Below are 12956 nucleotides of genomic sequence, written 5' to 3'. Positions count from 1 at the left end.
CCCGGCCGCCTCGGCGACAACACCAGTTAGCCAGCCCCCCGACGCCCTGGCAACGCCCCCCACCTACTAACCCCCCTCGCAGCACAGGCCCAACGCCCCGGACGCAAACCCGTACGGCAACGGCCCCGCCCGACTACTAACCCCGGCCGGATGTGACCTGGGTCCTGTGGGCCGCCTCACCGCCCCGCACCCCGAATGTCACCCCGGGTAGCCGGACAGACCCGCTGTGGTGGGTGCCCCCGGTCACATCCGGCCCCCGAACCGAAGGAAACGGACGCACCCGACACCGGCTTTCCCAGCCTCTGACGGAACGGCTACGACGACAGGCGCGGCAGGCCGCTGGTCACGCGGCTCCACAGGGAGCGCGTGGCACCGAAGCCGCTCTCGTGCGTCCAGACATGGGTGCAGCCGGGGCACTGGAGGTGGAGGAGGCTGCCCTTGTTGGAGAGCAGGTAGCGCCAGTGGCGGGAGCAGGCCCGGCGTTCTCCGCACGGCTCACAGTCCCGGGTGTCGTCGCAGCCGGGGCAGGGCACCCATGCCCGGCGGCCGATTTCGGCCTGCGGGTCAAGCGGCAGCATGGCCGCCCCCGCGCACGGGCAGCACCCCGGCCGCCACCAGGTCGTCGTACATGCGCTGCTGTTCCGCGTCGAGGCCGGAGTAGAGCAGGTCGTACGCCTCCTCCTCGCCCCGCAGCACCTCGACCGGATCCCAGTCGGGGCCGAGCGCGGCCATCACCTGGGCGCGTCGGAGCATCTCCTGGGAGGTGAGGTCGACGGAGAAGCCGAACGGCTCGGCGGCGCCGTCCGGGCCGGCGGGGGGCGTGGAGTGGTGCGAGGACATGAGGCAGAACTTAGGTATGCCTTCCCTCCCGGGTCAAGGGAGGGTGGGCGGAGTCACATCCCACCCTCCACGGGAGGATTCGCGCATATCTCACCGACCGTCAGGACAGCCGCCCCGGGACGGCCGCCCGGTCCGGTCAGCCGCGCTGGAAGACCACCTCGGGGTCCGCCGCCGTCGGCCCGTCCAGGCGCGGCGCGGGCAGGCCCTTGAGGTGCCGGTCGAAGAAGTCGCCCGTGTAGGCGCGGGTGATCCGCTGCGAACGGTCCCCCGAGAGGGGGGTCTCCGGGTGGGGGGCGCCCGCGCCGTCGGCGAGGACGGGCCAGTCCGTGAATCCGGGGTGGCCCATGCCGGCGACGGTCAGCCAGCGCTTCCACCCGTCCATGCGCGGCCAGGCGTCGGCCCAGCTGGTGTCCTCGATCTCCGGCGGGTTCAGGGCCGGATCACCGCCGAGCAGAAGGAACGGCCGTCCGCCGAGACCGGTCTCGGGCAGCGGGGCGAAGAAGGTGCCGTCCAAGTTCACCCCGGCGGCCACCCGCAGGTCGGCTGCCATGGCCGCGGCGGCGGAGGCGCCGCCGATCGAGTGCCCGGCCATGCCGATGTGCCGGGCGTCGATCAGCCGGGAGTGGCGCCAGGCGGGGCGGTCCCCGGTGAGCCGGTCCAGCAGGAACGTCACGTCGCGCGCCCGGGCGTCGGACACGCGGTGCAGTGAGCGGTCGGGGAAGACCTGCTCGCAGGCCTTGCAGCCGAGCAGCCTGCCGCCGGGGAAGACGGTGCCGTCGGATTCGTAGGCGTGGTCGACGGCGGCGACCACGTAGCCGCGCGAGGCCAGGTCCTCCGCGAGCACGGTGAGCGAGGCTCGGGGCAGGGTGAACCCGGGCGAGAGGACGACGAGCGGGTACCGGCCGCCGACGCGCGGCAGCGCGCCCTCACGGGCGTGGGTGCGGACGGCGGCGACCTGTTCGGCGGTGGCGTAGCGGCCGAGCTCCCCGCGGTCCGCGAGCAGGGCGCGCGCCTCGGCCAGGGTCACGTACGGGGCCGGGCGCCCCGTGCCCCGGACGGCGGGGTAGTAGAGGGACACCATCAGTTCGCGGTCGGCGGCCGGGACCCAGGGGTCCTTGCGCCCGGGGTCGACGAGGTGGAGGGTGTCGCGGCCGACGGCGAAGGCGCCGGTGGGGCGCGGCAGTTCCAGTCGCGCGGCACCCGCGGGGGCTTCGGCCCGGCCGCCCGCCACGGCGGGGGTGGCAGCGGTGGCGGTCGCCGGGCCGCCGGCCAGCAAGAGCCCGGCCGCGGCGGCCGCGGCGAGCATGCGGATGATCTTCGTCATGTCCGCACCATAAGGACATTAGACAAGCCTCCCCTAACCCAATTGCCCAACCGGCTGCGAAATGGCCGGAATCCACGGCAGTGAACCGGCCATCCGCGGGCGGGGTGCACGCCCCGGCGGCTCCAGGTGCTCGGAGGATTTCCGTGCCGCCCCGCGAGGACGCAGGACGGGCACGGGGTCCGGCCGCCACACTGACGGGCATGAGGATCGCCGTCATGACAGCGGGGTCACGCGGGGACGTCGCGCCGTACACGGGACTGGGGGCCGGCCTGGCCCGGGCCGGGCACGAGGTCACCCTGGTGACCCATGGCGTGTTCGAACCGCTGGTGGCCGGGTCGGGGGTGCGCTTCGGCACCCTCCCCGGGGATCCCAGGGCCGAGTTGCACTCGACGCGCGGGCGCGGGCTGCACCGGAGCCGGACCGGGCCGGCGAAGCTGCTGCGCGCCGTCGCGCTGGCGAGGCGCATCGCGCCCGAGATGACGCACCCGCTGGTCCGTGCCGCGCGCGACGCGGACGTCGTACTGGCCGGCGGAACGGTCGCGCCGCTGGCGTACGCCATCGCCGAGGGCCTCTCCCGGCCCAGCATGGGCCTCTTCCTGCAACCCCTGCACGGGACCCGCGAGTTCCCGCCGCCGATGCTCGGCACCCGCTCCGCGGGCGCGCTGGGCAACCGGCTCGGCGGGCAGGCCGTCGTCACGGCCGTCGACCACGTCTTCACCCGGGCCGCTCGGGCCCTGGCCGCCGAGCACGGCCTGCCCCGCAGCCGTCTGCCCGCCGCCCGCCGCGCCCGCGAGCGGCAGGGCTGGCCCGTGTGGCACGGCTTCAGCGAGCTGGTGGTTCCCCGCCCCCGCGACTGGCGCCCGGGGCTGGAGGTCTGCGGATACTGGTGGCCCCACGACAGCGTCAGCCGGCTCCCGCCGGAGCTGGAGGACTTCCTCGCCGCCGGCCCCGCCCCGGTCTACGTGGGTCTCGGCAGCGCCACCACCCCCGACCCCGGGCGGGTCAGCGCCCACGTCGTCACCGCGCTGCGCGCCGCCGGCCTGCGGGGCGTGGTCCAGCAGGGGTGGGCCGGGCTGTCCGCCGCCCAGGACGACATGATCACCATCGGCGACGTTCCGCACTCCCTGCTCTTCCCCCGCATGGCGGCCGTCGTGCACCACGCCGGGGCCGGCACCACCGGCGCGGCCCTGCGCGCGGGCGTTCCCTGCGTACCCGTGCCCGTGCAGTTCGACGCCCACTTCTGGGCGGCCCGTCTCGTGGAGCTGGGCACCGCCCCTTGTGTGCTGCCCCTGCGCCGGCTCGGGCCGGCCGCCCTCGGCTCAGCGCTCCGGGAGGCCGTGGAGAACCCTTCCTACCGGGAGCGGGCCCGGCACCTCGCCCGCCGGCTGGCGGCGGAGGACGGCATCGCTCCCGTGGCCGCGGCGCTCGAACGGCTGGCGCACACCTGACGGGCCGCACGCGGCACGCCGGTCAGGGAGTGCCCCTCAGCCGCGCGGATGCTGCTGCCAGGGCTGCTGGTACTGGCCGGGGTGCTGGTACTGGCCGGGCTGCTGGTACTGGCCGGGGTGCTGGTACTGCCCCGGCTGCTGGTACGGAGCCGGGGCCGGCCGGGCGCCGCGCAGCAGGGCGTCGAAGCGGGCGTACAGGTCGTGGGCCGTGTCGGGCGTGGGCGCGTACGCGGTCACTGATCCGTCGGTGAGCTGGACCGTGATCACGCTGCCGCCGCGGGGATCGGGCTGGTGCCAGACTCCGGAGAGGGCCGCGGCGGGGACCCAGCCCCGTTCGGTCTCGGGACCGCCACTGCCCCAACGTCGGCGCAGGGCCCGCCGGTAGCCCGGAATCAGCAGCAGGGGGAAGCTCACCACGACGAACAGGAAGAGGAAGATGCTCCCGATCACCCCGCTGGTCCAGTGCAGCAGCGCGATGATCGCCCCGTAGCAGATCGAGACGATCCCCACCCACAGGCAGGCCGTGACGGCGGCCTCCGGCGCTCCGTTCCTCTTGAGCAGGCCGTAGAGGCCCATCGATGCGAGCATCACCAGCAGGGTGACGCACCCGGCCCCTTCACCGAAGAGCTTGTCGGCGAGGGAGTCGTCGCTCCCGTCCTGCTTGGCGGCGTAGCCGTGGTCATGGAACCGGACGGACATCCGCCCGCCCGGAGTGGCGGTCACGCCCTTGATCTCGTACATGGTGATCACGCTAGCGCCGGCGTCCGGCCGGTGCGGGACCGCCCCCCTGTCCAGGACCGCGCACCGGCACGGCCGCACAGCCGAGCTGATGCCCGTTCAGACGCCGGAGGGTACTTCCGCCCGGGCGATGACCACGTCGAGCAGGGCCAGCAGGGAGTCGCGTGCGTCCGTACGGGAGCGTGCGTCCAGCAGGAGGACGGGGGTGGCCGGGTCGCGCAGGTGCAGTGCGGCGGCGATCTCCGCGGCGGTGTAGGACTGTTCGCCGTGGAAGCAGTTGGCGCCCACGACGAACGGCAGCCCGCGGCTCTCGAAGAAGTCGATCGCCGGGAAGCCGCGGTCCAGGCGCCGCGTGTCGACGAGCACGAGTGCGCCCAGGGCCCCGTTCAGCAGGTCGTCCCACATGAACCAGAACCGCTCCTGGCCGGGTGTGCCGAACAGGTAGAGGACGACTCCGGCGTCGGCGAGGGTGATCCGGCCGAAGTCCATCGCGACGGTGGTCAGTGTCTTGGACTCGATGCCGTCGAGGTCGTCGACGCCGACGCCCGCGCTGGTGAGGCGTTCCTCCGTGCGCAGCGGCTCGATCTCGGAGACCGCCTCGACCAGGGTCGTCTTGCCGACTCCGAACCCACCGGCGATGAGGATCTTGACGGGGGACGCCGCCCGGGCGGTTGAGGCGTCGGAAGTGTCATATCCGGGCAAGGTTGTCCCTGATTTTCATGAGCAGGTGGACATTGGTGGTCTCGGCGCCCTCCAGGGGCGGCCGGTGGTGGATCAGTCCGCGGTCGGCGAGTTCGCCCAGGAGGAGCGTCATCGGGGTGAGGCGCATGTGCATGCGGGCGGCGATCTCGGCGACCGCCAGTCCGCCCGGCCGCGCGCACATGGTGAGGACGGTCCGCCATTCGGTGGCCAGACCGGTGTGGGCGTCGTCGCCGACGGCCGCCGCCACGATGGTGGTGTCCATGGTGAGGGCGGTCTGCGGGGCGGCGGCCGTACGGCCGTCGGTCAGCGCGTACAGCCGTGTCCGGCGGGGGCTTCGGCGCGGCGGCTCGTCGGGCATTACGGCGTCGGCGGGGTGGTGCGCTCGGGGGTTCCCAGCCATTCGCCGAGCGCCTGGGCGGTGCGCACGGCTTCGCCTCCCAGTTCTCCGAGCCGTGCCTTGCGGGAGGTCACGACGATGAGGGTGCTGCCTTCCCCGCAGCCGACGACGCAGAGGTAGCGGTCGTCCATCTCCACGAGCTGGCGGATGACCCTGCCGCCGTCGATCTCCCGGGATATCGCCTTCATGGTGGCGGCGATGCCGGAGGACGCCGCCGCGATGCGTTCCGCCTGGTCCCGCTCCAGCAGGTAGGCGCTGAGCTTGATCCCGTCGTTGGACAGGAGCACGGCCCCCTGGATGCCGGCGATCCTGCTCAGGTTGTTGTCCAGGATGCCGTAGATCATGTCGCTGGCTGTCGTTGTCATGGCTGATCCGCTCCGAGCTCTGCTTCCACTTTCTTGGTCCCCTCTTCGTAGTCGGCCCAGGCGTCGGCCACCTCTTCGGGTGTCTCCGTGTCCCGGCCGGCGGCGGGCTCCGGGGCGCGGGGGCCTCGGAGTTGCTTGGTGAGGTGGGTCTGCGGGACGCGCTCGGGCAGGGCCGGCCGCGCGTCGGGGCCGGCTGCGGCGGCCGCGGTGCGGGCGGGCAGCGGCGGTGCCGGCACGAGGGCGGGGGCCGGCGGGGCGTCGGCGGCGGGCGCGGGCTCGCGTACGGGTATGGGTACGGGGCCCCGCACGGCGGCGGGCCGTGGAACCCGTTCGGGCAGCGCCCCGGGCTCCGCCGGCCGCGGCTCCGGGGCCTTCGCCGCGGCGGGCAGCAGCAGCCCGCTCGGCAGGATCACCACGGCGGCCGTCCCCCCGTACACCGAGCGGCGCAGGGTGACCCGGGCCTGGAGCTGGTCGGCCAGGTGGCCCACGACGAAGAGGCCGAGCCGGTGCGCGTTCTGCGCGAGGACGGAGAACGGCGGCGCCGAGTGCAGGCGCTCGTTCATGGCCTCGTACCCGGCGGCCGAGACGCGTGGTCCGCGGTCCTCGATCTCGACCGACAGGCCGTCCGCGACGAGTTCGGCGCGGACGACCACCTTCGAGCGCGGCGGCGAGAACCGGGTCGCGTTGTCCAGCAGCTCCGCCAGCAGGTGGCTGATCTGACTGATCACGTGCGGCCGCACGCTCGCCTCGTCGAGTGCCTGACGTTCGATGCGCCGGAAGTCCTCGACCTCCGCGGCGGCCTCGCGCAGCAGGTCGGCGACGCGCATGGGGTCGGTGTGCGGATCCGGGATCTCGCCGCCGGCGAGGATGAGCAGGTTCTCGATCTGGCGCCGCATGCCCACCGTCAACTGGTCGGACCGCATCAGCTGGGCCAGGAGCGCCTCGTCGTGACCGAAGGTGTCCTGGAGGTCCTCGGTCAGGCTCAGCTGGCGGCTGACGAGGTTTCCGGTGCGCGAGGCGATGCCCGAGGCGAACAGGCCGAAGCCGTGGCGCTCGGCGGCGAGCTGCCGGTGCCCGTCGACGGACACCGCGACCACGCGGGCGAAGGCGTCGGCGATCTGCCCGACCTCGTCCTCGCGTCCGTGCACGGCCGGCAGTGCCTCCGTGTCTACGGGCTCCCCGCGCTGGAGCCGGGCCACCACCTCGGGCAGCGTCTCCTCGGCGATGGCGACCGTACGGGTGTGCAGGCGGCTGAGGCGGCGCAGGACCGACCGCGTGGTGAGGACGACGACCGCGGTGACCAGCAGCAGGGCGCCGCCGCTGGCCCCGACGAGCCAGTAGACCTCGGTCTGGAGCGCGGCGGCCTTCGCTTCGGCGTGCGCGAGTACGTTCTTGGCCCGGGCCGTGTTGAGTTCGGCCAGTCGCGGCGCGAAGGTGTGGTGCGCGGCGGGCCAGTCGTCGACGTCGGCGGGCAGTTTCACGCCGGTCGCGGTGTCCTTGTGGTTGGCGATGACCGCGTTCTCGACGCGGAGCTTGGTCTGCCAGGCGTCCGAGCCGGTGAGCTTGTCGTACGCGGCCAGTTCGGCGGGCGGCAGGTACGGCACGATCCAGGTGTCGTACAGGTACCGGTGGGTGCCGACGGCGTCGAGGAACTGGGAGAAGCCGGTGGCCGCCAGTTCACGGGAGGGTCCCGCGAGCGTGAGGGCCGTGTCCTCGCGGGCGACCATCTCGGCGGCGGAGAACAGGGCCACGGCGGGCCTGCTCTCCTGGGCGAGTTCGGCGTCCTCCGCGTGGCTGAATTCATCCTGGTAGGCGCGGATGATGTCGTCGATCACGCCGGTGTAGTAGCCGACGGCCTGTTCCGCGCTGCCGCTGTGCGCGTCCACGCGCTTGCGGTACGAGGCGAGCAGGTCGAGCCGCCCGCCCACGGCGCCGAGGCGTGCCTCCTGCCCGGAACGCTGCGCGGTGTCGTCCCGGCCGCTGCCCGCGAGCCGGCGGAACTCCGCCGCGGCGCGGTCCGTCGCGGCCCGCCTCTCGCGCAGGGATTCGTCGGCCACGGAGGATCCCGCCCACCGCGCCGCCGTCACCGCCCGCTCGGCCTGCAGCTCCGTCATCAGCCTGACCAGCGGCACGCCGATCCGTTCGCCGGCCTCCACGTCGGCGCGCAGGTGCTCCGACTGGGCCAGCAGCCGCTGGGCGGTCACGGTGACTTGAGCCCCCATCGCCACGGTCGGGACGACGGCCAGGCAGACCAGCATCGTACGCAGGCGTACGGTGCGGCGGCGCCGGACGGGGGGCGGCGGGCTTGGCGGTCCTTCGGGGGCCATCGCAGACATCGGTCCTCGGGAGCGGCGGAGACGGGACGGGCCTGGACGAGGGCATGGGGGAACTGCCGACACGGCCCTGCGGGGTGAGGATGCCGATCATATCCAGCCAGTCCGAATAAACGGAGACCTTACTTCCATGCTCCCGCGTGGTAATGGAGCCCTGCCCCCGGCCCGTCGGCATCGGGAGGCGGCACCGGGGGAAGGCTGGTCGCGACCGGTACGGGTCGTCGTCGGAGGAGTTGGATGGCATGCGCACTCTGACCTTTGTCGTGGGTACGGGCCGCAGCGGGTCGACCGCGCTGTCGGGCATCGTCAACGCGCATCCGGACGTGCTCAGCCTGAACGAGCTGCTGTCCTCGGTGCAGAGCAGGGGCTTCCCCGAAGGCCCCGTCACGGGTGAGGGGTTCTGGCGGCTGCTGGCCGATCCGAATCCGCTGTTCGAGCGGATGATCCGCAGCGGGGCGCCGATGCCGGAGTTCGTCTACACCCGCCGTCCCGGGCGCTTCGCGACCGCCACCACCGGCATCCCCGCCCTGTCCCTGATGGTGCTCCCGCACCTGACCGACGACCCGGACGGCCTGTTCGACGAGCTGGAGAAGGAGGTGCGCGGCTGGCCGGCCCGCACCGCCGCCGGCCACTACGGGGCGCTGTTCGGCCTGCTGTGCGCGCGGTTCGGGGCCACGGCGGTGGTGGAGCGGTCGGGCTACTCGTCGGACCGGGTGCCGCTGCTGCGCCGGGCCTTCCCGCAGGCGCGCTTCGTGCACCTGTTCAGGGACGGGCCGGACTGCGCGCTGTCCATGAGCAGGCACACGGGCTACCGGCTGATCTTCCTGATGCGGGAGATCCTCGCCCGGACGGGCGCCGAGCGCGTCGAGGACCTGACCGGGGAACAGGTCCGTTCCCTGCCACCGGAGCTGTCCCGGCTGCTGGCGGAGCGCTTCGATCCCGCGCTGGTGCTGGACCGCGAGCTGCCGGTGGCGGGTTTCGCGGCGCTGTGGTCGGAGATCGTCGTCCGGGGCGTGGCGCACCTCGGCGGGGTTCCCGCGCCGATGCGCACCACGCTCGCGTACGAGGACCTCCTCGACCGGCCCCGCGAGGAGCTCGCGAGGCTGGCCGGCTTCATCGGCGTCGAGCCCCTCCCCCAGTGGCTCGACGCGGGTGCCGCGCGGCTGGACGCCGGCCGGCGGGGCGCCTCGCTGCGGCTGCCCCCGGCCGAACTCGCGGCGCTGCGGGAGGGATGCGCCGCCGGCACTCGGGCCCTGGCGGGCGGCCGGGGGTAGGACGGCTCTCAGCAGGTGACGGTGACCTCGTGGACGACGGGCCTGGCCGCCCAGGGGAACGAGGCCACGCCGAAGGCGGCGCGGACGGTCGACCCGCACGGGGCGGAGCCGACCGGACCGCGCACTTCGAGGCTGGACGCGGTGAAGATGACCGGCCTCGCCTGAGTGACGGGCGCGGCGCCGCCGACGACCTCGGCGGAGAGCGTCGTGAACAGCTGCCTCGGCTCGGGCGCCGGGCTGCCCGGGGAGGGCGGGCCGGCGAGTCCGACCTTGCCGTAGATCTCGACGGTGGTGCCGGTGACTTCGGCGCACACCCGGGTGGTCAGACCTGCCTGGAGGCCCGGGCTGCCGCAGGAGGTGACGGTCTCGGTGGCGGCCGGACGGGCGGCGGAGGCGGGGGCGCTCGTGAGGACGGTCAGGCCGGCGGCGCCGACTGCCAGAAGTGCCAAGCGGTTCATCGGGGGTCTCCTCGTCGACATGGGGCCCTCCCGGAACTCCCGGGCGGGGCGTATGTCATGTGATATTTCACATGACATACGAACGGGTCATGACCGCCGGCTGAACCGTTCCCGCCCGGGCAGTGACCCCTCCCGGTCAACGCCGCCCGGCGGCGGGTCGCGACGGGGCGTGCACGGAGCCGAGCAGGCTCAGCGCCTCGGCGCTCGGGCCGCCCGGTTCGGCGTGGTACACGATCAGTTGCTGCCCCGGGGCGTCGCGCACGTCGAAGGCCTGGTAGGCGAGCCGCAGTTCGCCCACGTCCGGGTGGTGGAAGTGCTTGGCCGCCCGGGTCTTGCCGCGCACGGTGTGGGAGTCCCACAGCCGGGCGAACTCCGCGCTGCGCCCGCACAGTTCGCCGACCAGCTCCCGCAGCCTCGGACTGCCGGGTTCCATGCCGTCGGCCTCGCGCAGATGGCCGACCACGGCTTCGGCCGTCAGGGCCCAGCGGATGTGGAACCGGCGCGCCGCCGGGTCGAGGAAGACCGTCCGCGCCAGGTTGTCCACCTGCCCGAAGGGCGAGTACAGGGCCTCGGCGAGCGAGTTGGCGGCCAGTACGTCGAGCGCGGGGCCGATGACGAAGGCGGGGGCGTGCAGGTGACCGTCCATCAGCATGCGCAGGGCGGGAGCCACCTGGTCCGAGGCGGCGGCCGCGTACGGACGGGCGGGTGCCGCGCCCGCCAGCCGGTACAGGTGCGCCATCGCGTCGGCGTCCAGCAGCAGGGCGCGGCCCAGGGCGGCCACGACCTGCCCGGAGGGGTTGCGCTCGCGCCCCTGCTCCAGCCGCGTGTAGTAGTCCGCGTTCACTCCCGCCAGTACGGCGACCTCCTCCCGGCGCAGCCCGGCGACCCGGCGCGGTCCGTGGCTCGCCATGCCGACGTCGTCGGGCCGTACGCTCCCCCGGCGCGCGCGGAGGAAGTCACCGAGGTGGTTGTCGCTCATGCCCACACGCTAAGCCGCCCCCCGGCTGCGCCGCCTGGGTGCGCCGCACCCTGGCAGCGCAGCACACGGCTCGCGTCAGGAGGGCGCCGGCGGCGTCCAGCCCGGGTCGCGGCCGCTCAGCCCGACCGTCCGGTCCAGCAGCGGGGCGTCGTCCGGCACCGGCACGACGGGGCCGAAGACGCCCCCGCCGCGGTCGTCCTCCTGGGCGGCCGCGAACAGGAAGTCGTACGAGACCCGCAGCGCGGCCTGGTCGGGTGCGTAGTCCTGGCCGGTGGCCCGGGCCAGGTCCCAGCCGTGGACGACCAGTTCGTCGGCCGCCACCGCGGCGGCGACGGCACCGGGCAGGTCCACGCTGCCCGCGCGTGTCATGCCGGTCCAGGCGGCCGGGTCCCGCCAGGCCTCCGCCAGTTCGCCGAGGAGCTCCGGCAGCCGCACGCGCCAGTCGGCGGGCAGCCGGGGCGCGGCCGCGTCCGGGGGCGTGTCGGTCGTGGGGCCGAGGTCCTTGCGGGCCGCGTCGCGGAAGGCCGCGGCCAGGCCCGCCAGGTGGCCCAGCAGCTCGCCGACCGGATAGTCCGGGCAGGGGGTCGGCCCGGCGAGCCGGGCGTCGGGGACACCGGCGACCAGGCGGGCCACGATGGCCGCCTGCGGTCCGAGATCGAACACCGTCGTGCTGTTCATCCGCTCGCTCCCTCCGCGACGCACACGGCTGAAGGGTAGAGCCGCGCCGCGGCCGGAGCCGGACGGACATGCCCCTCCGGAAATAATCGGATGGGACGTGCGGCCGCCGGTTGCTAAGGTGCGGAACACCGTGACAGGACGCGAGGAGGTGAGACCCATGAAGGCTGTATCGAGGTGGGTGCTCCCCAACTTCCGTCACGGTGTGCGACTGACCTAGGTGTCGTCGGGAGCGCCTCCGCAACCAGGCACTCCTGAAAGGCGACAACCATGAACCCCGTGATGGTCAACCGGGTGGACGAGACCCAGTGGCAGGCCGTGGCCGACGGCCGGATCGTCGGCCACGGCGATGTCTCGCAGCGGCCCGACGGGCGGCTCTTCGTCAGCATCGACGTGTGGCGGGACGCGGCCTTCGGCCGGCTCGCCGCCGCGATACTGGCGGACCTGCCGGCCCCCCTCCACACCCTGGTCGGCGAGGCCGACCTCGGCCTGAAGTCCCGCTGGGAGCAGGCCGGTTTCACTCCCGGCCGCCGCGAGCGGGAGTACGTCCTGTCCACCGACCCGCGCGAGACCGGACTCGACGCCTCGCGGTCACCCGCCGGTGTGCGGATCCTGCCCGGCGCGGAGGCGGACGAAGGCCTGCTGCGCGCCCTGGACCGCGCGATCCGCGAGGAGGTCGAGGCCGGCGCCGGATGGCGGACCATGCCGGCCGAGGTCCTGCCCCGCCCGGCCGGGCCGATGCCGCTGGACCCGTCCAGGTTCACGGTGGCGGTCCGGGACGGCGCGTACGTGGGGCTGGTCCGGGTGGCGCCGGTCCGCCGCCGGGCGCGGATCGGACTGGTGGCCGTACGGGCCGGCGAGCACCGCAGGGGCATCGGGCGGGCGCTGCTGGCCCACGCGCTGGGCTCGCTGCACCGCTCCGGGATCGGCTCGGCCTGGGCGGAGGTCGACGAGTCCAACACCGCCGCGATCACGCTGTTCGAGCACATCGGCGCCCGCCGGACCGGCGGCAACGTGGAGCTGGTGCGCCGCTGACGCCACGCCGGCCCACCGGTCCGGCACTGGAACCGACACCGACACCCCGATCCGAGAGACGAGGGACATTGGCAAGAACATCGAAGGGCCTGGAAGTCGAGGGCACCGTCGTGGAGTGCCTGCGCAACGCCACCTTCAAGGTGGAGCTCCAGAGCGGGCATCACGTGCTCGCGCACATCAGCGGGAAGATCCGGAAGAACTACATCAGGATCCTCCCGTTCGACCGGGTGCTCGTCGAAGTCAGCACGTACGACCTGACCCGAGGCCGGATCCTGTACCGCTACCGGACCTGATCGACGGCGGGCGTGGGGGGGGGGGGGGGGGGGGGGGGGGGGGGGGGGGGGGGGGGGGGGGGCGGGGGGGGGGGGGGGGGCGTGGGGCGGGGGGC

15 protein-coding genes are annotated in these 12956 nt (G+C 74.0%); 4 read left to right on the top strand and 11 right to left on the bottom strand.

All coding sequences use genetic code 11. From position 1 onward, the window contains the following. Positions 1-314: 314 nt before the first annotated feature. From ACZ7IF_RS07555 to ACZ7IF_RS07545, 3 genes are all read right to left on the bottom strand, one after another. Entirely contained in the window at positions 315-578 is a 264-nt protein-coding gene (locus tag ACZ7IF_RS07555) for a hypothetical protein (RefSeq protein ID WP_469117366.1), read from the bottom strand. Further along, on the bottom strand, positions 565-840 hold the full coding sequence (locus tag ACZ7IF_RS07550) for a DUF6400 family protein (RefSeq protein ID WP_470964605.1): 276 nt from the start codon (positions 838-840) through the stop codon (positions 565-567). The genes ACZ7IF_RS07555 and ACZ7IF_RS07550 overlap by 14 nt, the downstream gene beginning before the upstream one ends. A gap of 136 nt (positions 841-976) precedes the next feature. Then, positions 977-2164 carry an alpha/beta hydrolase family protein gene (locus tag ACZ7IF_RS07545; RefSeq protein ID WP_470964602.1) on the bottom strand — a complete coding sequence of 396 codons (1188 nt, stop codon included), beginning with the start codon at positions 2162-2164 and terminating at the stop codon, positions 977-979. A gap of 215 nt (positions 2165-2379) precedes the next feature. Between ACZ7IF_RS07545 and ACZ7IF_RS07540 the strand changes: the two genes are divergently transcribed. Then, on the top strand, positions 2380-3612 hold the full coding sequence (locus tag ACZ7IF_RS07540) for a glycosyltransferase (protein ID WP_470964599.1): 1233 nt from the start codon (positions 2380-2382) through the stop codon (positions 3610-3612). A gap of 36 nt (positions 3613-3648) precedes the next feature. Here the strand turns inward: ACZ7IF_RS07540 and ACZ7IF_RS07535 are convergent, their stop codons facing one another. The 5 genes from ACZ7IF_RS07535 to ACZ7IF_RS07515 all read right to left on the bottom strand — a co-directional run bounded on the left by ACZ7IF_RS07535 (position 3649) and on the right by ACZ7IF_RS07515 (position 8141). Beyond that, positions 3649-4353 (bottom strand): hypothetical protein, encoded by a 705-nt coding sequence (locus ACZ7IF_RS07535; protein ID WP_470964596.1) that lies wholly within the window; start codon positions 4351-4353, stop codon positions 3649-3651. A gap of 96 nt (positions 4354-4449) precedes the next feature. Beyond that, on the bottom strand, positions 4450-5052 hold the full coding sequence (locus ACZ7IF_RS07530) for a GTP-binding protein (protein ID WP_470964593.1): 603 nt from the start codon (positions 5050-5052) through the stop codon (positions 4450-4452). Continuing rightward, entirely contained in the window at positions 5039-5452 is a 414-nt protein-coding gene (locus ACZ7IF_RS07525; RefSeq protein ID WP_470964590.1) for a DUF742 domain-containing protein, read from the bottom strand. The genes ACZ7IF_RS07530 and ACZ7IF_RS07525 overlap by 14 nt, the downstream gene beginning before the upstream one ends. Further along, entirely contained in the window at positions 5410-5814 is a 405-nt protein-coding gene (locus ACZ7IF_RS07520; protein ID WP_007261964.1) for a roadblock/LC7 domain-containing protein, read from the bottom strand. The genes ACZ7IF_RS07525 and ACZ7IF_RS07520 overlap by 43 nt, the downstream gene beginning before the upstream one ends. Then, positions 5811-8141, bottom strand: coding sequence for a sensor histidine kinase (locus ACZ7IF_RS07515; protein ID WP_470964586.1), 2331 nt, complete (start codon positions 8139-8141; stop codon positions 5811-5813). The genes ACZ7IF_RS07520 and ACZ7IF_RS07515 overlap by 4 nt, the downstream gene beginning before the upstream one ends. A 248-nt stretch (positions 8142-8389) precedes the next feature. On the opposite strand from ACZ7IF_RS07515, the gene ACZ7IF_RS07510 reads away from it, so the two are divergent. Next, positions 8390-9421: a sulfotransferase gene (locus ACZ7IF_RS07510; protein ID WP_470964583.1), complete on the top strand. Its 1032-nt coding sequence runs from the start codon at positions 8390-8392 to the stop codon at positions 9419-9421. An 8-nt stretch (positions 9422-9429) separates the two neighbouring features. On the opposite strand, the gene ACZ7IF_RS07505 is transcribed toward ACZ7IF_RS07510, so the two are convergent. The 3 genes from ACZ7IF_RS07505 to ACZ7IF_RS07495 form a co-directional block, all read right to left on the bottom strand. Then, positions 9430-9879: a hypothetical protein gene (locus ACZ7IF_RS07505; protein ID WP_470964580.1), complete on the bottom strand. Its 450-nt coding sequence runs from the start codon at positions 9877-9879 to the stop codon at positions 9430-9432. A gap of 136 nt (positions 9880-10015) precedes the next feature. Then, on the bottom strand, positions 10016-10858 hold the full coding sequence (locus ACZ7IF_RS07500; protein ID WP_470964577.1) for a helix-turn-helix transcriptional regulator: 843 nt from the start codon (positions 10856-10858) through the stop codon (positions 10016-10018). A 75-nt stretch (positions 10859-10933) separates the two neighbouring features. Further along, complete coding sequence (locus ACZ7IF_RS07495; RefSeq protein WP_470964574.1) at positions 10934-11536, bottom strand: TIGR03086 family metal-binding protein; 603 nt, start codon at positions 11534-11536, stop codon at positions 10934-10936. A 267-nt stretch (positions 11537-11803) separates the two neighbouring features. Here ACZ7IF_RS07495 and ACZ7IF_RS07490 point away from each other — a divergent pair, with 267 nt between their 5' ends. After that, entirely contained in the window at positions 11804-12568 is a 765-nt protein-coding gene (locus ACZ7IF_RS07490) for a GNAT family N-acetyltransferase (protein ID WP_470964571.1), read from the top strand. Between the two features lie 68 nt (positions 12569-12636). Beyond that, entirely contained in the window at positions 12637-12861 is a 225-nt protein-coding gene (gene infA / locus ACZ7IF_RS07485; protein WP_470964568.1) for a translation initiation factor IF-1, read from the top strand. Positions 12862-12956 lie beyond the last annotated feature (95 nt).

It is taken from the genome of Streptomyces sp. NPDC037421 (assembly GCF_055602105.1).
Note: the sequence above shows the minus strand (reverse complement) of the source record. Positions and strands in the feature narration are given on the sequence as shown.

Coding starts and splice junctions, on each gene's coding strand:
- ACZ7IF_RS07540 (WP_470964599.1), top strand. CDS start 2,380: ATGACAGCGGGGTCACGCGGGGACGTCGCGCCGTACACGGGACTGGGG.
- ACZ7IF_RS07495 (WP_470964574.1), bottom strand. CDS start 11,536: ATGAACAGCACGACGGTGTTCGATCTCGGACCGCAGGCGGCCATCGTG.
- ACZ7IF_RS07550 (WP_470964605.1), bottom strand. CDS start 840: ATGTCCTCGCACCACTCCACGCCCCCCGCCGGCCCGGACGGCGCCGCC.
- ACZ7IF_RS07490 (WP_470964571.1), top strand. CDS start 11,804: ATGAACCCCGTGATGGTCAACCGGGTGGACGAGACCCAGTGGCAGGCC.
- ACZ7IF_RS07535 (WP_470964596.1), bottom strand. CDS start 4,353: ATGTACGAGATCAAGGGCGTGACCGCCACTCCGGGCGGGCGGATGTCC.
- ACZ7IF_RS07505 (WP_470964580.1), bottom strand. CDS start 9,879: ATGAACCGCTTGGCACTTCTGGCAGTCGGCGCCGCCGGCCTGACCGTC.
- ACZ7IF_RS07510 (WP_470964583.1), top strand. CDS start 8,390: ATGCGCACTCTGACCTTTGTCGTGGGTACGGGCCGCAGCGGGTCGACC.
- ACZ7IF_RS07500 (WP_470964577.1), bottom strand. CDS start 10,858: ATGAGCGACAACCACCTCGGTGACTTCCTCCGCGCGCGCCGGGGGAGC.
- ACZ7IF_RS07525 (WP_470964590.1), bottom strand. CDS start 5,452: ATGGCTGGGAACCCCCGAGCGCACCACCCCGCCGACGCCGTAATGCCC.
- ACZ7IF_RS07555 (WP_469117366.1), bottom strand. CDS start 578: ATGCTGCCGCTTGACCCGCAGGCCGAAATCGGCCGCCGGGCATGGGTG.
- ACZ7IF_RS07545 (WP_470964602.1), bottom strand. CDS start 2,164: ATGACGAAGATCATCCGCATGCTCGCCGCGGCCGCCGCGGCCGGGCTC.
- ACZ7IF_RS07520 (WP_007261964.1), bottom strand. CDS start 5,814: ATGACAACGACAGCCAGCGACATGATCTACGGCATCCTGGACAACAAC.
- ACZ7IF_RS07515 (WP_470964586.1), bottom strand. CDS start 8,141: ATGGCCCCCGAAGGACCGCCAAGCCCGCCGCCCCCCGTCCGGCGCCGC.